At 60.1% G+C, this 22,304-nt stretch carries 25 protein-coding genes; 11 read left to right on the forward strand and 14 right to left on the reverse strand.

Annotated elements, in window-relative coordinates:
- Both AC1D35_RS26745 and AC1D35_RS26750 read left to right on the forward strand, forming a co-directional pair.
- Positions 1–571, forward strand: a 571-nt coding sequence (locus tag AC1D35_RS26745) for a glucosamine kinase nucleotide-binding domain-containing protein (RefSeq protein ID WP_477940931.1), incomplete at its 5' end; no start/stop codon positions are given.
- A complete protein-coding gene (locus tag AC1D35_RS26750) occupies positions 568–1,332 on the forward strand; it encodes a GntR family transcriptional regulator (protein ID WP_113308039.1) in 765 nt (254 codons plus the stop codon). The genes AC1D35_RS26745 and AC1D35_RS26750, both read left to right, overlap by 4 nt.
- A gap of 127 nt (positions 1,333–1,459) precedes the next feature.
- Here AC1D35_RS26750 and metH read toward each other — a convergent pair whose 3' ends face one another.
- Complete coding sequence (gene metH / locus AC1D35_RS26755; protein WP_113308038.1) at positions 1,460–5,233, reverse strand: methionine synthase; 3,774 nt, start codon at positions 5,231–5,233, stop codon at positions 1,460–1,462.
- A 173-nt stretch (positions 5,234–5,406) separates the two neighbouring features.
- Between metH and AC1D35_RS26760 the strand changes: the two genes are divergently transcribed.
- Entirely contained in the window at positions 5,407–6,651 is a 1,245-nt protein-coding gene (locus tag AC1D35_RS26760) for an AGE family epimerase/isomerase (RefSeq protein ID WP_113308037.1), read from the forward strand.
- A 9-nt stretch (positions 6,652–6,660) separates the two neighbouring features.
- On the opposite strand, the gene AC1D35_RS26765 is transcribed toward AC1D35_RS26760, so the two are convergent.
- The 8 genes from AC1D35_RS26765 to AC1D35_RS26800 form a co-directional block, all read right to left on the reverse strand.
- The gene (locus AC1D35_RS26765) at positions 6,661–7,284 is read right to left on the reverse strand and encodes a DUF2799 domain-containing protein (protein WP_113308036.1); all 624 of its coding nucleotides are present in this window, start codon (positions 7,282–7,284) and stop codon (positions 6,661–6,663) included.
- Positions 7,285–7,404: 120 nt separating this feature from the next.
- A complete protein-coding gene (locus tag AC1D35_RS26770; RefSeq protein WP_113308035.1) occupies positions 7,405–7,893 on the reverse strand; it encodes a heme-degrading domain-containing protein in 489 nt (162 codons plus the stop codon).
- A gap of 90 nt (positions 7,894–7,983) precedes the next feature.
- Positions 7,984–8,595: a flavin reductase family protein gene (locus AC1D35_RS26775; RefSeq protein ID WP_113300048.1), complete on the reverse strand. Its 612-nt coding sequence runs from the start codon at positions 8,593–8,595 to the stop codon at positions 7,984–7,986.
- A gap of 2 nt (positions 8,596–8,597) precedes the next feature.
- Positions 8,598–9,341 (reverse strand): aspartate/glutamate racemase family protein, encoded by a 744-nt coding sequence (locus AC1D35_RS26780; protein WP_113308034.1) that lies wholly within the window; start codon positions 9,339–9,341, stop codon positions 8,598–8,600.
- A 1-nt stretch (position 9,342) separates the two neighbouring features.
- The gene (locus tag AC1D35_RS26785; RefSeq protein WP_113308033.1) at positions 9,343–10,164 is read right to left on the reverse strand and encodes an ABC transporter permease; all 822 of its coding nucleotides are present in this window, start codon (positions 10,162–10,164) and stop codon (positions 9,343–9,345) included.
- 1 nt (position 10,165) lies between these two features.
- Complete coding sequence (locus AC1D35_RS26790; protein ID WP_113300045.1) at positions 10,166–11,077, reverse strand: ABC transporter permease; 912 nt, start codon at positions 11,075–11,077, stop codon at positions 10,166–10,168.
- 156 nt (positions 11,078–11,233) lie between these two features.
- Entirely contained in the window at positions 11,234–12,532 is a 1,299-nt protein-coding gene (locus AC1D35_RS26795; protein WP_477940935.1) for an ABC transporter substrate-binding protein, read from the reverse strand.
- A gap of 29 nt (positions 12,533–12,561) precedes the next feature.
- The gene (locus AC1D35_RS26800; protein ID WP_477940937.1) at positions 12,562–13,650 is read right to left on the reverse strand and encodes an ABC transporter ATP-binding protein; all 1,089 of its coding nucleotides are present in this window, start codon (positions 13,648–13,650) and stop codon (positions 12,562–12,564) included.
- 266 nt (positions 13,651–13,916) lie between these two features.
- Between AC1D35_RS26800 and AC1D35_RS26805 the strand changes: the two genes are divergently transcribed.
- Positions 13,917–14,627 (forward strand): GntR family transcriptional regulator, encoded by a 711-nt coding sequence (locus AC1D35_RS26805; RefSeq protein WP_113308030.1) that lies wholly within the window; start codon positions 13,917–13,919, stop codon positions 14,625–14,627.
- A 4-nt stretch (positions 14,628–14,631) separates the two neighbouring features.
- Here the strand turns inward: AC1D35_RS26805 and AC1D35_RS26810 are convergent, their stop codons facing one another.
- Together AC1D35_RS26810 and AC1D35_RS26815 are read right to left on the reverse strand one after the other, a co-directional pair.
- Positions 14,632–15,039, reverse strand: a complete 408-nt coding sequence (locus AC1D35_RS26810; protein ID WP_113308093.1) for a DUF4174 domain-containing protein — start codon at positions 15,037–15,039, stop codon at positions 14,632–14,634.
- 96 nt (positions 15,040–15,135) lie between these two features.
- Positions 15,136–15,519 (reverse strand): BRA0787 family protein, encoded by a 384-nt coding sequence (locus tag AC1D35_RS26815; protein WP_113300041.1) that lies wholly within the window; start codon positions 15,517–15,519, stop codon positions 15,136–15,138.
- 320 nt (positions 15,520–15,839) lie between these two features.
- Between AC1D35_RS26815 and AC1D35_RS26820 the strand changes: the two genes are divergently transcribed.
- The 3 genes from AC1D35_RS26820 to AC1D35_RS26830 all read left to right on the forward strand — a co-directional run bounded on the left by AC1D35_RS26820 (position 15,840) and on the right by AC1D35_RS26830 (position 16,743).
- Positions 15,840–16,046: a hypothetical protein gene (locus tag AC1D35_RS26820; protein ID WP_113300040.1), complete on the forward strand. Its 207-nt coding sequence runs from the start codon at positions 15,840–15,842 to the stop codon at positions 16,044–16,046.
- Positions 16,047–16,055: 9 nt separating this feature from the next.
- On the forward strand, positions 16,056–16,271 hold the full coding sequence (locus AC1D35_RS26825) for a hypothetical protein (RefSeq protein ID WP_477940939.1): 216 nt from the start codon (positions 16,056–16,058) through the stop codon (positions 16,269–16,271).
- A 223-nt stretch (positions 16,272–16,494) separates the two neighbouring features.
- On the forward strand, positions 16,495–16,743 hold the full coding sequence (locus tag AC1D35_RS26830) for a DUF2934 domain-containing protein (RefSeq protein ID WP_477940940.1): 249 nt from the start codon (positions 16,495–16,497) through the stop codon (positions 16,741–16,743).
- Between the two features lie 8 nt (positions 16,744–16,751).
- On the opposite strand, the gene AC1D35_RS26835 is transcribed toward AC1D35_RS26830, so the two are convergent.
- Positions 16,752–18,683 carry a DUF5054 domain-containing protein gene (locus AC1D35_RS26835; protein ID WP_477940941.1) on the reverse strand — a complete coding sequence of 644 codons (1,932 nt, stop codon included), beginning with the start codon at positions 18,681–18,683 and terminating at the stop codon, positions 16,752–16,754.
- A 385-nt stretch (positions 18,684–19,068) separates the two neighbouring features.
- Between AC1D35_RS26835 and AC1D35_RS26840 the strand changes: the two genes are divergently transcribed.
- Complete coding sequence (locus tag AC1D35_RS26840) at positions 19,069–19,251, forward strand: hypothetical protein (protein ID WP_162748444.1); 183 nt, start codon at positions 19,069–19,071, stop codon at positions 19,249–19,251.
- An 89-nt stretch (positions 19,252–19,340) separates the two neighbouring features.
- On the opposite strand, the gene AC1D35_RS26845 is transcribed toward AC1D35_RS26840, so the two are convergent.
- Positions 19,341–19,526: a hypothetical protein gene (locus AC1D35_RS26845; protein WP_113300036.1), complete on the reverse strand. Its 186-nt coding sequence runs from the start codon at positions 19,524–19,526 to the stop codon at positions 19,341–19,343.
- A 126-nt stretch (positions 19,527–19,652) separates the two neighbouring features.
- Here AC1D35_RS26845 and AC1D35_RS26850 point away from each other — a divergent pair, with 126 nt between their 5' ends.
- The 3 genes from AC1D35_RS26850 (at position 19,653) to AC1D35_RS26860 (ending at position 21,416) form a co-directional block, all read left to right on the forward strand.
- Positions 19,653–20,378 carry a LuxR family transcriptional regulator gene (locus tag AC1D35_RS26850; protein ID WP_113300035.1) on the forward strand — a complete coding sequence of 242 codons (726 nt, stop codon included), beginning with the start codon at positions 19,653–19,655 and terminating at the stop codon, positions 20,376–20,378.
- Positions 20,379–20,562: 184 nt separating this feature from the next.
- Positions 20,563–21,228 (forward strand): acyl-homoserine-lactone synthase, encoded by a 666-nt coding sequence (locus tag AC1D35_RS26855; protein WP_113308028.1) that lies wholly within the window; start codon positions 20,563–20,565, stop codon positions 21,226–21,228.
- Positions 21,225–21,416, forward strand: coding sequence for a hypothetical protein (locus AC1D35_RS26860; RefSeq protein WP_007824152.1), 192 nt, complete (start codon positions 21,225–21,227; stop codon positions 21,414–21,416). The genes AC1D35_RS26855 and AC1D35_RS26860 overlap by 4 nt, the downstream gene beginning before the upstream one ends.
- 373 nt (positions 21,417–21,789) lie before the next feature.
- Here the strand turns inward: AC1D35_RS26860 and AC1D35_RS26865 are convergent, their stop codons facing one another.
- Positions 21,790–22,158 carry a response regulator gene (locus tag AC1D35_RS26865; protein WP_113300033.1) on the reverse strand — a complete coding sequence of 123 codons (369 nt, stop codon included), beginning with the start codon at positions 22,156–22,158 and terminating at the stop codon, positions 21,790–21,792.
- Between the last annotated feature and the right edge of the window lie 146 nt (positions 22,159–22,304).

The raw sequence follows: 22,304 nt of genomic DNA on the forward strand, positions 1-22,304 counted from the left end.
GCTGCAGGGAGCGCTCGGTGACGCCGACGGCATTGTCGGTGCTTTAGGAACCGGCACAGTCTATAATGCGCGCCGTAACGGCAAACTGCATGGTATCGGCGGCTGGGGCTCGATCGTCGGCGATCAGGCAAGCGGCGCCCGCCTCGGCCGCGATCTCCTGGAAAAATCCTTGCTCGCCTATGACAAGGTTCGCCCCGCCTCATCGCTGACGGACAAGCTCATGGCAGAATACGGCAACGATCCGGAACGCGTCGTCGAATTTGCCCATACGGCCCGGCCGGCGGACTTCGCCCGTTACGCCCCCATGGTCTTCGAAGGCGCTCAGGCCGGCGATGCCACTGCAATCGAGATCGTCAAGGAGGCGGCCCGCGCCATCGACGGAAGCCTTGATGCACTGACATGGGCGGAATGCCCCTCCGTCTGCCTGCTTGGCGGACTGGCCAAAGCCTATCATCCCTGGCTTGCCGATCGGCACAAGGCGCTACTTGCAGAGCCGAAGGCCGATGCGCAGCAGGGCGCCGTCGACCTTGCCTTAAAACTTCTGAACGAACGGCAGAGAGGTGCGGCATGACCGACGATCTCGCCTCCATCCTTTCGCCGGAACGCTTGCAGGCCGGCGGCACCGGCCCGCTCTATGTGAAGCTGCGCCGCACGCTGGAAGACGCCGTCCGTACCGGCACGCTCGCCCATGGCGATGCCCTGCCCCCGGAACGCGACATCGCGGAATTTGCAGCCGTCAGCCGCGTTACCGTGCGCAAGGCGATCGATGAACTTGTTGCCGACGGCCTGCTGGTGCGCCGCCACGGCTCCGGCACCTTCGTAGCAAAACCGGTTTCGAAAGTCGAACAGCGCCTGTCGCAGTTGACCTCCTTCACGGAGGATATGGCCCGGCGCGGCATGACCGCCCGCTCCGAATGGCTGCACAAGGGCATCCACACGCCATCGCCCGACGAGATGATGATCCTCGGCCTCGGCACCGACATCAAGGTGTCGCGCCTGTCGCGCCTGCGTATTGCCGACGACGAACCGCTGGCGATCGAACATGCAAGCGTCTCCGGCGAATTCCTGCCCGATCCCTCCTCCGTCACCAACTCGCTCTATGCCGAGCTGGAGCGCCTCGGCGTGCGCCCCGTGCGCGCCGTGCAGCGGATTTCGGCGACCAACATGAAGGAAGCCGACGCCCATCTGCTCGGCGTCCCCGTCGGCCAGGCAGGGCTTTCCATCGAACGTATTTCTTATCTCGGCTCCGGCCGCGCGGTGGAATTCACCCGCTCGCTCTATCGCGGCGACGCCTATGATTTCGTGGCCGAGCTGACGATCGGCGCGACCTGATTTCCGGCCTGGAAATTGCTTCGTTTTCAAAAAGATAAAGCCGGAAAGTGAATCACTTTCCGGCTTTTGCAGTCAACTCAATCGACGTTCAAACTGCCGCGCCTAACCGGCGGCGAAGACTCGGTTTTCAGGCCGCGTCTTCGATCTCCTCGTCCGCCTTGCGCGGCACATAGTTGAGCACCGGCCCAAGCCAACGTTCGATCTCTGATATTCCCATGCCCTTTCGCTTGGCATAATCTTCCACCTGATCGCGCTCCACCTTGGCGACGCCGAAGTAATAGGAGTCCGGGTGGCCGATATAGATGCCGGATACGGACGAGCCAGGCCACATCGCATAGCTTTCCGTCAGCTTCACGCCGGCGGCATTCTCTGCATCGAGAAGGGCAAACAGCGTTTTCTTCTCGGTGTGATCGGGCTGTGCCGGATAGCCGGGGGCCGGGCGGATACCGGCATAGGTTTCGGTGATGAGATCTTCGTTAGAGAGCGTCTCGTCCTTGGCATAACCCCAATATTCGCGCCGCACGCGCTCATGCATGCGTTCGGCGAAGGCTTCCGCGAAGCGGTCAGCAAGCGCCTTGACGAGGATCGAGGAATAGTCGTCGTTCGAACGCTCGAAGCGTTCGGCAATGGCGATCTCCTCAAAGCCTGCCGTCACTACGAAGCCGCCGACATAATCCTGCACACCGCTATCGACAGGCGCCACGAAATCCGCAAGCGCTACGTTCGGGCGACCATCGCGCTTGGAAAGCTGCTGGCGCAACGTGTAGAAGGTTGCGAGATCCTCCTTGCGGGCCTCATCCTTGAAGAGGCGGATATCATCGCCGACGGTGCCAGCCGGCCAGAAGCCGATGACGGCACGAGGCCGGAACCACTTCTCGTCGATGATCTTCTTCAGCATCGCCTGGGCGTCGGCCCAGAGAGCCCGCGCAGCTTCACCCTGCTTCTCGTCTTCGAGGATCGCCGGATAGCGGCCGCGCAACTCCCAGGTCTGGAAGAACGGCGTCCAGTCGATGTACTTTGCAAGCTCGGCCAGATCGTAATCTTCGAACACCTTGGTGCCGAGGAAACCAGGCCTGGTCGGCTTGTAGGCGGCCCAATCGACCTTCTGCGCATTCTCGCGAGCCCGCGACAAAGGCAGGCGCACCTTTTCGGCCTCGCTACGCGCATGGGCGGCAGCAACCTTGGCATATTCGGCCCTGATGTCGTCGATATAACCCTGGCGGTTTTCCGGCGAAAGCAGCGCGGAGACGACACCGACAGCGCGGCTGGCATCCGTCACATAGATCGTCTGACCCTTGTTGTAGCCTGGATGGATCTTGACGGCGGTGTGCACACGGCTGGTCGTCGCGCCGCCGATCAGCAGCGGGATATTGAAGCCCTCCCGCTCCATTTCGGCCGCCACATGCACCATCTCGTCGAGCGACGGCGTGATGAGGCCGGAAAGACCGATGACATCGACCTTCTCGGCAACGGCCGTCTCCAAGATCTTCGTTGCCGGCACCATGACGCCGAGGTCGATGATCTCGTAATTGTTGCAGGCGAGCACGACGCCGACGATGTTCTTGCCGATATCGTGCACGTCGCCCTTGACGGTCGCCATCAGGATCTTGCCGGCAGACTTGCGCTCTTCACCACCATTCTGGCGCTTCTCCTCTTCCATGTAGGGGAGGAGAACGGCAACGGCCTGTTTCATGACGCGAGCGGACTTCACCACCTGCGGCAGGAACATTTTGCCCGAGCCGAAGAGATCGCCGACCACGTTCATGCCGGCCATCAGCGGGCCTTCGATGACGTGCAGCGGGCGCGCCGCCTGCTGACGGGCTTCCTCGGTATCGGCCTCGATATATTCGGTAATGCCGTTGACCAGTGCGTGCTCGAGGCGCTTCTCGACGCTCCACTCGCGCCAGGAGAGATCCTGAACGCGGCCTTCGCGTGCCGCGCCGCCACGGAATTTCTCCGCAACTTCGAGCAGCCGCTCGGTGCCATCGGGACGGCGGTTCAGCACCACGTCCTCGCAGGCCTCGCGCAGCTCCGGATCGATATTGTCGTAGACGGCAAGCTGACCGGCATTGACGATACCCATGTCCATGCCCGCCTGGATGGCGTGGTACAGGAATACGGCATGCATCGCCTCGCGCACCGGCTCATTGCCGCGGAAGGAGAAAGAGAGGTTCGACACACCGCCCGAGATATGGACGAGCGGCATGGTCTTGCGGATCGTGCGCGTCGCCTCGATGAAGTCGACGCCGTAATTATTGTGCTCCTCGATACCGGTCGCGACCGCGAAGATGTTCGGGTCGAAGATGATATCTTCCGGCGGGAAGCCGACCTTCTCGGTCAACAGCTTGTAGGCGCGGGTGCAGATGCCCACCTTGCGCTGATAGCTGTCCGCCTGCCCTGTTTCATCGAAGGCCATGACGACCACGGCCGCACCATAATTGTGCACCAGGCGCGCCTGGGCGAGGAAATTCTCCTCCCCTTCCTTGAGCGAGATCGAGTTGACGATCGCCTTGCCCTGCACCCGCTTCAGGCCGGATTCGATGATCGAGAATTTCGACGAGTCGATCATCACGGGCACACGGGCAATGTCCGGTTCGGCAGCGATGAGGTTCAGGAACTCGACCATCGCCTTTTCGGAATCGATCAGGCCTTCGTCCATGTTGATGTCGATCACCTGCGCGCCGTTCTCGACCTGGTCGCGGGCGACGTCGAGTGCTGCCGTAAAATCGGCATTGGTGATCAGCTTGCGGAAGCGGGCCGAACCCGTGACGTTGGTGCGCTCGCCGACATTGACGAAGGGAATGTCCTTGGTCAGCTCGAAGGGCTCGAGGCCAGACAGCGACATGAAGGGCCGGTGCTCGGGAATCGGCCGCGGCTTGTACTTGGCCACCGTCTCGGCAATCATCTTGATATGCTCGGGCGTCGAGCCGCAGCAGCCGCCGACGATATTGACCAGGCCTTCGCGGGCAAAGCTATCGATCTGTGCCGCCATCAGTTCCGGCGTCTCGTCATACTGGCCGAATTCGTTCGGCAGGCCGGCATTCGGATAGGCGCAGATAAAGGTATCCGCAACGCCCGAAAGCTCCTGCAGATGCGGGCGCATCGCATTGGCGCCGAGCGCGCAGTTGAGGCCGATCGTGAACGGGTTGGCGTGCTGCACCGAGTTCCAGAAGGCCGTCGGTGTCTGGCCTGACAGTGTGCGGCCCGAGAGGTCGGTGATCGTACCTGATATCATCACAGGCAGGCGGATGCCCTTGGCCTCGAAACGCTCCTCGCAGGCAAAGATCGCAGCCTTGGCATTCAGCGTATCGAAGATCGTCTCGATGAGGATGATATCGGCGCCGCCATCGATCAGGCCGTCGATCTGTTCGGCATAGGCATCGCGCAGATCGTCGAAGGTCACGGCGCGGAAGCCCGGATTGTTGACGTCGGGCGAAATCGAAGCGGTGCGGTTCGTCGGGCCGATGGCACCGGCAACAAAGCGGCGCTTGCCGTCCTCGCGCTCGGCGCGCTGCGCAGCCCGGCGCACGATCTCGGCGCCTTCCTTGTTCAGCGCATAAACCTCACCTTCCATCGCGTAGTCCGCCTGCGCGATGCGGGTTGAGGAGAAAGTATTGGTTTCCAAGATATCGGCGCCGGCCTTGGCGTATTTATAGTGGATTTCCTCGATCGCATCCGGCTGCGACAGGATCAGCAGGTCGTTATTGCCCTTCTGATGGCAGGCGCAGCCGATGAAACGGTCGCCGCGGAAATGGTCTTCATCGTAGCCCAGACCCTGGATCTGCGTGCCCATGGCGCCGTCAAGAACGAGGATGCGTTCGCTGGCTGCTTGCCTCAGCGCCGCAAACACTTCACTGCCATCACGCTTGCCCCCATCGGGACCAAAGAGATTGTCGAACACGGGAAGGCTCCTTGACGTCATAAGATCGGAAAAGACAAATCACATAAAGATATCTTTATGTCAACATATGCCTGTTGCTTTTAGCCATTACAAGCCTTGGCGGATGACAGACTCGCCCGACCCCTATATAGGCGTTTTTCATAAGGCATTGTGCACGAATTCGGAGGAGTATCATGGCACCTGCACTCGGCAACTGGTCCACCCGCACCTATCATCGCGGCTGGCTGCTTTCGCAGGCCAACGGCCTCTTCGATTTCTTCCAGCATAATTCCGTCAACCCGAAGGGCGGCTTCTACGATCTCGACGATGCCGGCAAGCCGCTCGATGCCGAAGGCCAGGTGCGGCCGATCCATATCGCCTCGCGCGCCGTCCATTGCTTCTCGATCGGCGCGCTGCTCGGGCGTCCGGGTGCGGCCGATGTCGTCGATCACGGCATGAACTACATCTGGAACAGTCATCGCGACCGCAGGAACGGTGGTTATTTCTGGTCGCTGGACAACAATGGTCCCGTCGATTCCAACAAGCAGGGTTACGGCCATGCCTTCGTCCTTCTCGCCGCCTCCTCCGCCAAGACGATCGGCCATCCGCTGGCCGATGGCATGCTCGCCGATATTACCGAGGTCCTGAACACGAAGTTCTGGGAAGCCAAGCACGGCGCTATCGCCGAAGAATTCACCGCCGACTGGCAGCCGCTCGATGGCGGCACCTATCGCGGCCAGAACTCCAACATGCATCTCACCGAAGCGCTGATGGCCGCCTTCGAAGCGACCGGCGACCGGGACTACCTGACCAAGGCCGAAAGCATCACCGATCTCGTTATCCGCCGCTCGGCAGGCTCCGTCGACTGGCGCGTCGCCGAGCATTTCGACGCCGAATGGAACCTCGACAAGGATTACTACCATCCGAACGAAATGTTCCGGCCGGCCGGCACGACACCCGGCCACTGGCTGGAATGGACACGCCTCATCCTGCAGCTCTGGGTACTCGGCGGCAAACGCCTCGAATGGATGCCGGATGCTGCCAAGGCCCTTTTCGAGCAATCCATGGCTCTCGGCTGGGACAATGACAAGGGCGGTTTCTTTTACACGCTCGACTGGGCAGACAGGCCTGCCAAGCGCAACAAGCTCTGGTGGCCGGCCTGTGAGGGTGCGGCTGCCGCGCACTTCCTGAACGAGCACCTGCCGAGCGATTATCACGAGGAAAGCTACCGCAAGATCTGGAATGTGATCGAGCGCAGCTTCATCGATCACGAGAACGGCGGCTGGCATGAGGAACTGACGGAAGACCTCGTGCCCTCGCACTCGCTCTTCCCCGGCAAGGGCGACATCTACCACGCCCTGCAGGCCTGCCTCATCCCGCTTTTCCCGGCGACGGGCAGCCTGACCAAGGGCATTAGCGAAGCCGGCGGCAAGCTCTGAGGCGAAGACTTAGTAGCCCGGCACGACCGGCGGCGCTGCGTTGGGGTTCTGCTGGAACCACTGCACCTCGGCGCTCGCGTCATCGAGTTCGTCCTCGACGTCGCGCTGCTCTCTGCGAATGCGGCGCATATCGTCTTCGAGATCGTCCATCCGCCGGCGGATATCATGCCGGTCTGCATCGGGTGCATCCTTGAGCCTGCGCGACAGCTCGTCGATCTCGGCTTCCTTCGATCCATAATCGCTCTGCAGCGAGCTTAGCCGTGATTGCACCGAATGCTGACGGTTCCCGAGCGTATAGCCTCGCAGGAAGCCTGCAGCCGTCTGCGGCGGGCAGACATTGGAGTAGCCGTGGCCCGCCTGCCCGTGCATCAGGCCGCTCATCGGCGTGCAGTAGCGCACCAGGCCTGCCTGAAAGCCCTGATACCAGATGGTCTGGTCGGGCACGATCTTCACCCGCTCGCAGGATTTGGCGTGCGCGGCAAAACGCTCCTGCGGCTCATAGCCGGCGGCCCCGTCGGATTCGCCGATCACCCGCCAATCGGCGGCGACGCATTCCTCTTTCGAGAGCGTATTGCAGGAGGCGAGGAAGAGGCTGAAACCAATGGCAGCAAAGGCAAAGAGCAAACGTAACATGGTGTCCCGGCGGCAAGTTACAAAACCGGGCGCACCTTATCGTCACGAAATATAATCGTCACCGGGAACGGATCGCGACCTTGCAGTTTTCGTGGCTTTTATTTGTCAAAAATGAGGCACTCAGGCGAGCCTCAGCGTATCCAGATCCTTCGCCAGCATCAGCGCCAGGGCCTCGACCGCGAGATTGTGGTCGTCCCGCTGCGGCAGGCCGGATACGGTGACGGCGCCGATGCAGCCCGTGCCCCTGACGTTGATCGGGAAGCTGCCGCCATGCGGCGCATAGTCGGCGCCGGAAAGCCCGTTATCTTCCACCGTCTTGCCCTCCTTCTGCAGCTTCAGCCCGGAAGCGTAGCTGCTGCGGAAATAGCGGAACACCATGTTGCGCTTGCGACGGACCCAATGAACGTTGTCGGGCGTCACACCCGGAAGCGCCGCATAGAAGACCGGCATGGAATGCAGCGTGATATCGATGGCAATGCCGAGGCCACGCTCTGTGGCAAGTTCCTGCAGGAGCTTGCCGAGCTGCCATGCAGTCGTCAGATCGAAGGCATCGAAGCTCAGCGCCTTTTCCTGTTCCGCGATAAGGATCAGATCTTCTTCGATCGACATGGCACGGCTCTCCTCTCAGCGTGATGGTCGGCAGTGACCATTCTCACCCAAAGGGAAAAAGTAAAGCAGAAACTTGGCACTATGCACCGCTCAAAGTTTCGGCGTCAGCATCTCGAAACGGTCGCGGACCGTCGAGCACGTATCGCCACCGAGCCGCGCAATGGCATCGACCATGGCGGGATCCACGTGCAATCGCTCGGGGTCGACCACCCCGTCGCGGTAATGCGCATAGACGATCTCGCCCATGATGATCTGCCGTGATTTGCCGAGTTCGAGCGTTATATGCCGGCGGCATTCGAAGGCGGCCGGCGCCTCCTCGACCCAGGGCGAAGCAACCTTCACGCCAGGCATCGCCGTCAGACCCGCCTCTTTCAGCTCATCGACACCACGCGGATATTTGGCGCCGCAGATATGCATGGCCTCGGCAATGGCGAAGGAGACGATGTTGACCGTAAAGACCTCGGTCACGCGGATATTGTGACCCGTATCCTTGAAGGCCATGTCCGGATGGTTTTCAACTCCGATGGCGAGGATCGGCGGATCGGCCGACAGGCAGTTGAAGAAGGAGAAAGGTGCGGCATTGATGCGCCCGTTTTCATCCACCGTCGTCACCAGCGCGATCGGTCGGGGGATGATGGTGCCGATCATCAGCTTGTAGCGCTCGCGCTCGGTCAGCGCGGTGAAATCAAAGGAAACGGACATGTTCAGCCGACCGCCCGAATTGGCGCAAAACCGCTCATCGCACCGGTAAAAGACTTCGGCAGCGGCGAGGCATAGGAGCCGCGCTTGCTGGTGGAGAGCCCCAGCGATACCAGCGCCTCCGCCTGCTTGACGGCAGCAGCCACGCCGTCGATGACGGGCACGCCGTAGAACTCCTGCAGTTCGCGCGCCAGATCCGTCATGCCGGCGCAGCCGAGCACGATCGCCTCTGCGCCATCTTCCGACAGCGCCCTCTCGATTTCCGCCTTCAGCTTGCCGATCGCTCCCGATGCCGCGTCTTCCAGTTCCAGTACCGGAATATCAGAGGCCCTGACCTTCGCCCGCCCGCCCATGCCATAGCGGCGCACGAGATTGTCGATCAGCACCCGCGAGCGCTCCAGCGTCGTCACGACCGTGAAGCGCTGCGCAAGAAAGCCAGCGGTCGCAACGGCGGATTCGCAGAGACCGAGAACCGGCACATTGGCAAAGGTGCGTGCCGCATCAAGGCCGGTGTCATCGAAACACGCGACGATTGCCGCGTCATAGCCGGTCTGCTGACGCTCTTTCAGCTCCGTCAAGAGGCCGGGGATGGCAAGAGCCCCGTCATAATGCCCCTCGATGGAAACAGGGCCCATGCGCGAGGTCGCGACCATGATCTCGGTGCCGGCGGCGGCAACCGCGCGTGCAGCGGTCGCTGCCTTCTCCGTCATGGAAGCAGTGGTATTGGGATTGACGATCAATATGCGCATGTCAGCTTGTCTTTGCCTGCCGCCGGCCGAGCATCGTCATGATGCCGAGCGCGACGAGAATGATGGTGAAGGAGAAGAGCGTCGTGACCGTACCGAGCGCATAGAGCACCGGCGTCGTGACGTTCGTGGTCATGCCGTAGATTTCGAGCGGCAGCGTATTGTAGGTGCCGGACGTCATCAGCGTGCGCGCGAATTCGTCATAGGAAAGCGTGAAGCCGAACAGGCCGACGCCGATCAGACTTGGCGCGATCATCGGCAACACGACATGTCGGAAGGTCTGCCAGGAGGTCGCGCCAAGATCCCGCGCGGCCTCCTCATATGCCGGCGAGAAACGGTTGAAGACGGCAAACATGATCAGCACGCCGAAAGGCAATGTCCAGGTCAGATGCGCTCCGAAGGCCGAGGAATACCAGGCCGGTCGCAGGCCGCCCTGCTGGTAGACGACGCCAATGCCGAGCGAGATGATGATCGACGGCACGACGAGGCTCGCGACCGTCGCATAAAACAGCACGGAAGAACCGCGGAAACGCCGGCGGAAGGCAAGGCCCGCCATGAGCGAGACAACGACGGTCACGATCATCACCATCAGGCCGAGGATGAACGAGCGCCGGAAGGATGCGCCGAAATCACCGACCGCCTGCTTCTCGAAAAGATTGAAGAACCAGTGCGTCGAAACGCCATTCAGCGGGAAGGTCAGGCCACCATCCGGCCCCTGAAACGAGAGGATGACGATCGCAGACAGCGGCCCGTAGAGGAAGAGCACGAAGACGGCGAAGAAGAGTGCGAGCAAGTAGAATTCGAAGGAGCGTTTTTCGCGATACATCCTAGAGCTCCTTGCGAATATCGACAACGCGCAGGATCGCAGCGACCATCAACAGCACGACGGCCAGCAGCACGACGGCGTTGGCGGCGGCCGCCGGATATTGCAACAGCGACATCTGGTTCTTCATCATCAGCGCTACGGAGGCGCTCTGCCCGCCGGACATTACCTGCACGGTGGAGAAATCGGCCATGACGAGCGTGACAACGAAGATTGTGCCGATCGCTATACCCGGCTTGGCAAGCGGGATCACCACGTTCCACAGCACCTGCCAACCGGAGGCGCCGGCATCACGCGCCGCTTCGAAAAGCGAGCGGTCGATTCGCATCAGCGTGTTGAAGATCGGCGTCACCATGAAGAGCGTGTAGAGATGCACCATGGCAAGCACTACGGCGAAATCCGAATAGAGCAGCCATTCCACCGGCTGCGGCACGATACCCATTTCCACCAGCGCCGAATTGACAAGCCCGTTGCGGCCGAGCACCGGGATCCACGAGATCATGCGGATGATGTTCGAGGTCATGAAAGGCACGGTGCAGACGAGGAAGAGGATCATCTGCGTCGAGGTCTTGCGGATATGGAAGGCCAGGAAATAGGCGACCCAGAAGCCGATGAAGAGCGTCAGCGCCCAGACGATGACGGTGAATTTCAACGTGTTGAGATAGGTCTTCCACGTCACCCATGAACCCAGCGTGTCGGTGTAGTTCATGGTCAGGAAGTCGGGATAGATGCCGGCGAAATCATAGTCCCAGAAACTGACGACAGTGATCATCAGGATCGGCAGGACGAAGAAGAAGCCGAGGATGGCGATCAGCGGCGTGGCCTGCAGATAGGAGATCGCAGATGGCGCAAGCCTGAAGGCGCGTTTGGGCGCTTCTAGTGCCGGTATCGTCTGCTCTGAAGCGATCGTGGCCATTCTTCCCCCTTCGGAAATCTGTCCTGTCCGAACAGGGAGGGATAAAAAGACCCCTCCCCAACCCTCCCCACAAGGGGGAGGGAGTTTTCAGGCTGCACCCTCGCCGAGTTCCCTCCCCCTTGTGGGGAGGGTTAGGGAGGGGAAAGCCACAAGCACTTAAGCCGCGATGAACTCGTTCCATCGGCGAACCATGTAGCGGTCCTCGTCCATGACGGAGTTCCAGCAGGCGATGTGGCCGATACGMTCTTCGAAGGAGCCGCCATCGCGAACCGAGCCGGCCTTCTCCATGACCTTGCCTTCGGGCGAGAGGATATCGCCCTGCGCAGCCTTGCCTTCCATCCAGTAGCCCCACTCGTCGGCGGTCATGAATCCCTTGGCGGTTTCAAGGCAGGCCGAGTAGTAACCCTGGCGGTTGAGGTAGGCGCCGACCCAGCCGGACGTGTACCAGTTGATGTACTCGTAGGCGGCATCGAGCTGTGCGCCCTTGAGATGCGCGGCAAGACCGAGACCGCCACCCCAGGCGCGGTAGCCTTCCTTGAGCGGCTGGAAGCGGCAGGCAATGCCCTTGCCGCGGACGGCGGCAACGGCCGGCGACCACATGGACTGGATGACCACTTCGCCCGATGCCATCAGGTTGACCGACTCGTCGAAGCTCTTCCAGAAAGCGCGGAACTGGCCGTCGCCCTTGGTCTTGATCAGGAAGTCGATCGTCTTGTCGATCTCTTCCTTGGTCATGTTGCCCTTGTCGGCATATTTGATCTTGCCGGAGGCTTCGGCGATCATCGCCGCATCCATGATGCCGATCGACGGCACGTTGATGATGGCCGTCTTGCCCTTGTAGGCCGGATCGAGAATGTCGGCCCAGGAGGTGATTTCGCGCCCGGTCAGGTCAGGACGAATGCCGAGCGTATCGGCATTGTAGATCGTCGGCATCATCGTGAACCACTGCGTCTGCTCCTTGGCGAACTTCTTGGAATCCTGCGCCTCGACGAAGCCGACCGTGTGCGGCGCCGTCCCTTGCGCGATCGTGCTGTCCGCCTTCAGCTTGCCGCTCGTGAAGATCGGCACGACCTTGTCGAAATACTTGAGCTTCTTGWCGTCCATCGGCTGCAACACGCCGGTCGGGAACACCTTCTTGCAGATCCAGTATTCGATATCGGCAATGTCGTAGCTGTCCGGCTGCGTCACGGCGCGCTGGGCGGCGGCGTCGGAATCGGTCGCCGTCATCTCCAGCGTGATGCCGAGATCCGCTTTGCACTTTTCGGCGATTGCATTGATGTTCGAAACGCCGGTGCCGAACTGGCGGAGCGTGATGTTGGACTGCGCCCAGATGGTCGGAAAGCCGGTGATGGCGCCCGAACCCGCAATTGCGCCGACGGCAGCGGCACCCGTCTTCAGAAGCGAGCGGCGGGAAATTCCCTTTTCCGCCTTGGTGTTTTTCGTTTCAGTCGTCATGGCAGTTCCCCTTTTCTTGATATTGAAGGTTATGCAGACACGCGGCCAAGGAGGACGGCATCCTCCAGAGCCCAACTCAAAGACACCGCATCGCCGACCGAAACCGGCTTTGCGAAGTAATCGCTATCACTTGCGATGACGGTGAAGTCATCGCTGCCGGCTCCCAGAACGGTGATTTTTACCGAGGAGCCGCGATATTCGATGTTGGAGACGAGACCGTCGAAGCCGAGCGTCCACTCGCTCGCGACCTGAAGGCGCACGCGGTCGGTGCGGATGCCGATATCGACGGCTTCGCCAACTTCCCTGCCCGTTCCGCGGACTGAAAAGCTCTGCCCCTCCGGTACCTGCATGACGACAACGCCATTCTCGCTCGATGTCACCCGGCCGGAGAGCACGTTGTGATCGCCCATGAAGCGGGCCACGAAGGCAGTCGCCGGCTTCTCGAAGACCTGTCGCGGTGATGCGGCCTGCTCGATCTTCCCGTCATTCATGATGACGATGATGTCGGCGAGCGCCATCGCCTCTTCCTGGCTGTGGGTCACATGCACGAAGGTGATGCCGAGCGTCTTCTGCAGCTTCTTCAGTTCCGCCCGCATGCGGATCTTCAGGAATGGATCGAGTGCAGAGAGCGGCTCGTCGAGCAGCAGTGCTTCCGGATCGGTAATCAGGGCACGCGCTAGAGCCACACGCTGCTGCTGGCCGCCGGAAAGCTGTGCCGGCCGCCTGCTGGCATAGGCCTCCATCTGCATCAGCCTCAGCATATCAAGCGCTTTGGCCCGGCGCTCGTCCTTGTCGACACCCTTCATCTTCAGGCTGAAGGCAACGTYGTCGACAAGGTCGAGATGCGGAAACAGCGCATAGGACTGGAACATCATCGCCGTCCCGCGCTTTGCCGGCGGAAAATCGGTGACGACGACATTGCCAAGACGGATATCGCCTGATGAAATGCTCTCATGACCGGCGATCATGCGCAGCGTCGAGGTCTTCCCGCAGCCGGATGGACCCAGGAAGCAGCAATAGGAACCAGCCGGGATCTTAAGGCTGATGGCATGGACCGCCGTGGTCGCGCCATAGACCTTGGAAACGGATGCTATATCGATCTCTGCCGCTTTCGACATCGTGTCTTCCCCTGTTCGAGAAGGACGATGCATCTGCCGTGCCAATTCRCAGGCCGCGCTTCAAACCCTTACAATCCATGAATTTTTCATGACATAATGTTGCCTGGCGAAATCGCAGGCATTTTCGCACTGCACACAAAATGGGCTTTCGTGCTCAATTCGAGCAAAAAATCGTATACAATTTCGCCTGCATTATGCGCACAAATTCCGTTTAACTTTTACGACGAAGGCGGATATGGTTTGCAGACACTAGGGAAACCGATTTCATGAAATCCGCCGCCAGCGCTCTGCAACCGGGTGATGCCCAAGAAATCGGCGCCTCGCAGATCCGCGATGCCATCCGGGATGCGATCGTGGAGCGGCGTTTGTCGCCCGGCACGAAATTGTCTGAAAGCGATGTCGGCAATCTCTTCAATGTCAGCCGCACGCTCGCCCGCGCCGCCCTGCAGGCGCTTTCCTATGAAGGTCTGGTCAGCGTCGAGAAGAACCGCGGCGCCTTCGTCGCCTACCCCTCGCCGGAAGAAGCGCGGCAGATTTTTGCCGCCCGCCGTCTGGTTGAGCCCGGCATCCTGCGGGACGCGGCAGCCCGCATCACCCCATCTGATATCCAGCATCTCAAGCAATTGCTTTTGGAGGAGGGCCGGCTGATGAGCGAGCGTGGCCAGACCGCAAGGCGGGCCGAAATCAAGGCCTCGGGCGATTTCCACCTGACGCTTGCTGCCATCTCCGGCAATGCCATCATGCAGCGCTTCATGGAAGAACTGGTCGCCCGCTCCTCGCTGGTGATTGCCCTCTACGGCCAATCGACGGTCTCCAGCTGCGGCCATTCCGAACATGGCGATATCATCGAAGCGATCGAGCACAAGGAACTCGACCGCGCCTGCCACCTGATGCTCCACCACATCGCCCATATCGAGGCCGATCTCGATCTGCGCGAACGCAAGAGCCTCGGCCTCAAGGAAGCATTCGAACTCTGAGGGGTTAGTGGCCCGGCGGAACGATGGCTGCAGCGCGGCTGATCTCCTCCACACTCATCGGCTCGCTGGAACGCAGTTTCACCTGGCCATCCCGACCGATCAGCACCAGCCCGAATTCGCCGCTGAGCGGCCCCTGAAGCTCATCGCGCAGTTCGTCGGCATCAAGGTCCCGCCCATCCTCGAAAAGCGAGAATGCGCCGCCGCCAGCGACCGTGAAGACCTCGATATCATCTTCGATAAGCCGCATCTGCGACTTGCGCAGCAATTCGTCCTGAACGATCGGCCTGTTGTCCTCGGCATCGGCGAAGACGATGAGGACATTCTTTTCGCCAAGGAACTGCTCCAGCGATCGCGGCAGATGAGCCTCGCGAACGCCCGTTCCCATGATTTCGTGTAAAATGGATCTCAACATGGTGCTCATTCCTTCTCTGCCTGTTTCAACGGCTGGAAATGAGCAGGGTTCCCCGCAAGGAATAGGATCGCGGCCAGTGCCGCGATCCTGAAAGGCCTATTCTCGGGATTCCGCTTCGGATGCGCGCGTCGAAAGCGCGACGATATCAGGCGTGCCATTGGCAAGAAGGCGCTTGCGCACCAGAACGCGCATGACGCGCGCCGCCGTGGAGAAAGTCATCTGATCCAGCGGTCCCTCGCCTTCCCAGGGTTTGGTCAGCCGTTCGGTGACGGCGCCGACAATATTGGCAGGGACGATATCGGTGCATTCACGCATGGCTTCGAAAACGAAGCTGATTGGAATGACCCTGCCTTCATGGGTGACAATCGGCTCCGTCAGTTCGCTGTCCCATTCCTCGTAGGCATAAAGCGCCTCGCGGAAGAGCTGTTGCAGGGTAAACGGTGCATGTCCGTTGTGAAGTGGCGGCAGTGCATTCATCATGTCTGTCTCCTCTGATGGATTAAGCCAGCTTCCTCAAGACCCGGTCCGGATCGACGCGGAAACAACAGCTCGGTTCCTCCTTCGGACCGGATACACGATTCATTTTATAGAGTAACACGGGCGTGATAAAGCCATTTCTGACCGCCTTGCGTACCGCATCTTCTAACCGATTGAAATTCATTGAGACTTGCCGGCGTTTTTTTGCTGTCGAGACACGCTAAACCGGTATTTCGCCTGTAGGACGGCATCGGAAAGACCGGATTTGGAACCTTTAACGTGCTGACTGGTTGTGCCTCAGCAAGTAGTCTGGGGAGATMAGAATGACGCAAATTCACCAACCCGAACGACGCAGCCGCACCCTGCGTGGCCGCCCGTATAGTCTTCACGAATTCGCCGCCAAATACGGCCTCAAGAACGAACAGGCCGAAAGCCTCTTTACCCGCTTCGGTCCGTCTTCCGTCGAACTGGACTTGCTGATGGCCGCCAAGCGGCGTCCGCCTGTTCAGCCTGATAGCATGCGCGAGTAGGAGACGATCGTGAGCGGCAAAGACAAAATCCACAAAGACGCCGAAGGACAGTTCGCGCGTTCGCAAGAGGGTCGCCGCAACAGCGGCGTCTCCAGCGCCAAGCCGCGCGACATCACCCATTCTGATGAWGCCACCATCCATCGCACCCCGCCCGGCCAGAAGTCTCGCAAGGACTGGAATGTCAAACACGACGAAGCCAACAGCGAGCGCTCACGCTCTGAATAATGCGTCTCCCTCCGCGGCTCCCTGGAGGAAATTTCACAGAATATGTCGGGAACACATGTCAGGTGAAATCGTTCTTCCGGTAAGCATGGCGTAACGCCATGCCGCCCCATCGGAATGCCGGCAATGCCGGCTCATTCACAAGATCAGCTTGAGATATCCGCCTTTGGCGGGAGGCCAATCGTGTGGAATCGAGGGAAAAGATCGGCGCAAGAAGGACGAAACGATGAGCAACACCTCCCGGCATGAGTGGATATGCAAGCGAGCCTATGCGATCTGGGAAGCGGAGGGCAGGCCGAATGGCCGCGATTCCGAGCATTGGCTTCAGGYGACGGCCGAACGCGAGAGACTGGAGCGCACGCGTGCCTCGACGGATGGCAACGAAGTTCTCGTCAAATTTCGCCCGAAAGCGCCGAAACCACCTAAGCCGGCCGCTTTCAGCAACCAGCGCCAAAAGCTGTCACGGGCCGGGTAAAAGCGCGGCTATTCCAAACTGATCCGGAAACGGGCGGAGAAATCACCTTCCCACCACATCGGGAAGTTGGTTCCCCATTTATTATTGTGCAGGTTGAAGCGGATTCCCTCTTCGAAATCCGGCAGGCCCCTGCAGAAACTCATGAAATCCCAGTTCTGCGGCGCGATCAGCGGCGTATCCAAGGGCGCGACGACGAGCGCGCCGTTGGACACGCCGAATTCGCCACGGACTGCAGTCACCGCCTGAAGCTGGCCTCCACCGGATCTGGCGAAATTTCCGGACTGGTGCCAGAGACCCATTTTCCTGAAAGCCCAGTCCTTTGCGACCTCGGGCGTAAAAGACAGGAAACTTGCCTCCGGCATGCGGTTCGCCGCCTTGTCTCGCAGCGAAAGGCGCAGTTGCAAGGCCTCACCATCGGCCGAGAATTCAATCGCTAGCTGCCGCGGAGCGCCAAACCGTTCGACGGCTTCGGCCGCCATGGACAGCAACAGGCTTCCCTCGCCTGCACTCTCGAGATGAGGCACAAAAACCTTCGAGAGCGCAGCGCCCGAACGGCCAAGCCCCGGCTTGTCGTGATCCAGCACCGCCCATTCCTGCCGGTGAGTGAGATAGCTGTCCATATGCCTGGCAACGTCGGCAGCGTCATAGCTCTCATAGCGATAGGCGATCAGCGAGCCAGCACGGCCAGCCATCCGCCGCCCCCGCGGTGACGTGAGCGCTGTGACATCACCGGTTAGCTCATCAAGCTCGATCGACCAGCCGCCGGCGCTCAGGCGGGTGTCGCGGCTCGCGCTGCCGACGAGCGCGGGCGCGAAAAGCTCTGAAAGCACGGCCTGCGCCTCATGCTGATCTTTGGCATCGAGTTCGGCGACGGCCTGATCGATATAGCCGCGCTGCTCGTCCCATGACGCCTCGGTATAGGCGAAACGGTAATCGGTTTTGCGCGCGGCGTTGAAATCGGCTTTTGCCCAGGCCTTGTCGTCGCGCAGATAGGATTTGATATCCACTCCGCACGTGTGCTCCGCCACCATGGCGAGCCCGCGGCCGAAGGCGAGCCTGCGCGCATTGAGCCCCTCGCCGGCAAAGCGGTCATAGAGCCGTTGCAGGGCCAGGAACTTCGCCGTCTTCAAGGGATCGGTGGCGCTGCCATGGATCCAGCTGTCGCCAAGCTCCAGCTCCAGCACCGGAAAACGCTCCCGCTCCTCCCAGAGGATCGCGCCATAATCCTCCAGCGTCGCCGCGCGGAGGATCGCCCCAGGCTCGAGACGACGCAAGTCGCGATAGGCTTCCGCCGTCTGCGGCACGCTCTGCGGACCGATATTGTCCTGCGTGTGGGCAAAGCTCAGCCCGTCATCGAAACCTTCGGGGAAATAGGTCTCGCCATAGGAGCGCTGATACATGACGACGACTTCAGCGCCGTCAGGCGCGCGCCAGCGGAAAACGTCAGGCACCTCAGGCGTCGGCGAAGCCGTGTTGACCCCGAGATGCAGGAAGCGGAAGCCGGCCTCGGCCAGCAAGGGCACCATGCCGAGCGTATGGCCGGGAACGTCGGTCATCTTCGCCGCAATCGTCTTTTTGCCGAAACGGCGGTCGAGCTCCTGCGAATAGGAAAGACCGGCACGGAACAGATCAGGCGACATCAGCTCCGTATGGGTGGTGAAAGGCAGCCCGTGCCACCGGATGAGCCCGCGTTCGATCGCCTGCTCCAGGGCCGCGACCTCGGCAGGCGATCGTGAATTCAGATGATCCCAGATCAGCCACGCGCCTGTTGTCCAGATGAACTTCGGCTCTTCAGGGTTTTCGGCATAAAAATGCGCACCGGTCTCGATCGCCTGCGGGATGAAGCGTTCATGATATTGACGACGGACTTTTTCGGCATGGTCCGTAAAGCCGATGTCGAGATGGGTMTTGAAGACCAGATGCACGCGCTTTTCGGTCATTTGCATTCCATTGGGCCGGTCTTGCCGCTATCGAGCGGCTTTTACGCGGTCTCAGCGCAAGGCGCTGTGTGTTCAACACGCAATACCGGCCATCCCTCCCAATATGATACAGCGGCACTTGTGTAACCGTTTCCACAAGCACCTTTGCGCTCCGCGCTAACGATCCGTCAAGCATATTTGGGCGATATGCTGGAATATGCTGGATATTTTGCGGGGTCAGGCTTCACATACCTTGCCTGTGGTGCGTGACCCCAATTAACTGGCGACAAATGTGAAGACGTGTTCATATGCCATCTGCTCTGATGGCCGGTGAGATACGTTCGCGATATGCCTGTCATCTTGCTGCTTTACACGACGTATCCGAACCTTCGCCGATGGCCGCTTCATGACCGAATTCACCGTCCATGCCACGCATTCCGATCAGGCGAACGATCCCTGTTTCTACGTGCCCTTCGGTATTCCCTCGGGCACTACACGCGTTGACGCGACGATGAGCTATGACAAGGCGAGGACTGCATCATCGATCTCGGCATCCTCGATGTCAGGGCGGCCGATTATCCCATGGTGAAACCGGCCCCAAAATGGTCGCGCCCATCGGGCGACCAGTGACGGTTCATCGAAGATGATTTCGTGACTGATTTAACTGTAAAGGAGCGATTATTTCTCTTCGCAGAGCGTCCGGTGAACCTCTGTCCAGAACAAGGCAAGCAACGTATCRCCATTGCGTTCGGCGACGAGCGCGCGGATCAACGCCTCGGAGCCGGCCATGTCCTGCCAGCTGGATTTCAGCCCTTTGGCTGCCTGATGGCATTCGGCGATGTCGAAAGTTCTCTTGCTGTCCATCTGGAGCCTCCCCGAAAAAGGCGCTAACAGACGGGTCTGGAAAAGTCATTCCCCGCATATGTGGGGATACCTTGTATTTTTGACATTCCTCGCGGTAGGATTGAACGGTTTGAGGCAGGCGGCACGATGACGGAAAATAGCTATTCGCAAAAGTTCGAATCCGTTTTCGAACAGATCAAGGCTGCAGCCAATGTCGATACTTCCATCCGCATTTTCCAGGCGGAGTACGCCGTCGACTACGTCACCTATCACCTGGCTCAGACCATTGCGGCAAAGATCGACGCCCCTTTCGTGCGCACGACCTATCCGGATGCCTGGGTGTCGCGCTATCTGCTCAACAGCTATGTAAAGGTCGATCCGATCGTCAAACAGGGCTTCGAGCGCCAGCTGCCCTTCGACTGGAGCGAGGTGGAGCCGACACCGGAAGCCTATGCCATGCTGGTCGACGCCCAGAAGCACGGGATCGGCGGCAACGGCTATTCGATCCCCGTTGCCGACAAGGCGCAGCGCCGGGCGCTGCTGTCGATCAATGCCCGCATTCCGCTCGATGATTGGACCGCTATGGTCAAGCTCTATCGCAATGAGTGGATCGAGATCGCTCATATGGTTCATCGGAAGGCCATCTACGAGCTTCACGGCGAGAACGACCCGGTGCCGGCACTTTCTCCGCGCGAAATCGAATGCCTGCATTGGACCGCGCTCGGCAAGGACTACAAGGACATCGCCGTCATCCTCGGCATTTCCGAGCACACGACCCGCGATTATCTGAAAACCGCCCGCTTCAAGCTCGGCTGCGCCACCATTTCCGCAGCTGCGTCGCGGGCCGTGCAGTTGCGCATCATCAATCCCTGACCTGCCCCAAAATTCGGCCTTAAGAGTTGCGCCCGGCAAGACCGGGTACAACCTGTTGATGTCCATCGTCCATGCGACCCCCACATATGCGGGGGTCCATCTGTGGGCACCCATATGTGGGAATTTCCGAGCCCGTCTTCCTGAACCATTCTGCCCTCACGAACCCAACACGCTGGAGGGAAAAATGTTCGTTATCATTCAGGCACATGAGTATCAGAAATACGCTTTCATACTCGACCAGATGTTCCGCCTGCGCAAGAAGGTCTTCGCAGACACCCTTGGCTGGAACGTTCCGGTAATCGGCCCCTTCGAGCGCGACAGCTACGACTCGCTCTGCCCGGCCTATCTCGTCTGGTGCAACGAAACCCGCACCCGCCTTTACGGCGGCATGCGCCTGATGCCGACGACCGGACCGACCCTCCTTTACGACGTCTTCCGCGCAACCTTCCCGCAGGCAGCCAATCTTGTCGCGCCCGGCATCTGGGAAGGCACCCGCATGTGCATCGACGAAGAGGCGATATCCGCCGATTTTCCCGATGTCGATGCCGGCCGCGCCTTCTCCATGCTCCTGCTTGCGCTCTGCGAATGCGCCCTCGATCACGGCATTCACACCATGATCTCCAACTACGAACCGCATCTGAAGCGCGTCTACAAACGTGCCGGCGCCGAGGTTGACGAACTCGGCCGCGCCGATGGCTACGGCAAATATCCGGTCTGCTGCGGCGCCTTCGAAGTTTCCGAGCGTGTGCAGGACAGGATGCGTGCATCCCTCGGCATCGATACCCCCCTCTATACCCGCTATGTCCCGACGCGTTCCGTCGTGACCCAATTCCTGGAGATGGCAGCATGAACCGCTTGAGCGAAACCACCGTGCAAAAAGATATCGGCGCGTTGGAACGACATATCCTCGCATCCCGCGATATCGCCACGCAGATGGGAGATCCCTTCCTCTCCTATCTCCTCTCGATGGCTCTCTTCACGATCTATGAGAAGAAGGCGCATCAGGAAAACGATCTGCTGAAGAGCAGCTATAATTGACGGTTTCCAGAGGCAGCGGCCGGGCCTGAAGCAGACCTCCCCTTCAGGTTCGGCTGCGCCGTTCAAATATCCGATCCCCAGCCGGTTTTATCGGTATTCGAAAATCCACGCGAGGCACATCACGGACCGGAACGAGGACCGCGTGCGCGAGCGCGTCTACGCAATCTGGGAAGAGGAAGGCAGGCTGGGATGAGGAAGGCAGGCCGGAAGGTCAAGATGCGCCACTGGAGCGATGCTGAAGCCCAACTGCGCGGCAACGAGACACCGAGGCCAGTAAACAAGCTCGCAAACAGATCGAAGAACCGAAGCCGCAACAGACAACGGGCGTTCCCACCCCGCCGCCGTCACCGGCGAGCCCTGAGCCTTCAGGGTGCTATCGGATCATGGAAGCAATCGTCGTGATCAAGGCCTCGTGCTGATAGGGTTTCGGCAGGAAAGCCGTGTTGGCCGGCAGCGACATGGGGTCGAGGCGCACCATTCCCGAGGTGATGATGATGCCGATATTCGGCCGCATTGCCCTCACCCGCTTGGCAAGCTGAATGCCATCCATCGAACCGGCCATGTTGACGTCGGTGAAGAGGACATCGACATCGTTGCGGGTTTTCAGAAGCACCATTGCCTCATCCGCGTTCCCCGCCTCGAGCGCCACATGCCCCACTTCTTCAAGCACATCCAGAATATTGAACCTGATCAGCGGCTCATCTTCGACGATGAGCACCACGGCACCCTGGGAAGCCACCATTCTGCGATTGCCCTCTTCAGATCTAGCCTGATTGCAGTAAATGTAGCCCGCGCGCCAAGGTTCCAGAGGCAAACCGGAAATATACGTCGTCCACAGATGCTTGCGCTCATGGCTTGTGACTATCCCGGATTTGCGTTAAGCGGACA

The organism is Rhizobium sp. P1_E6 (assembly GCF_056405875.1).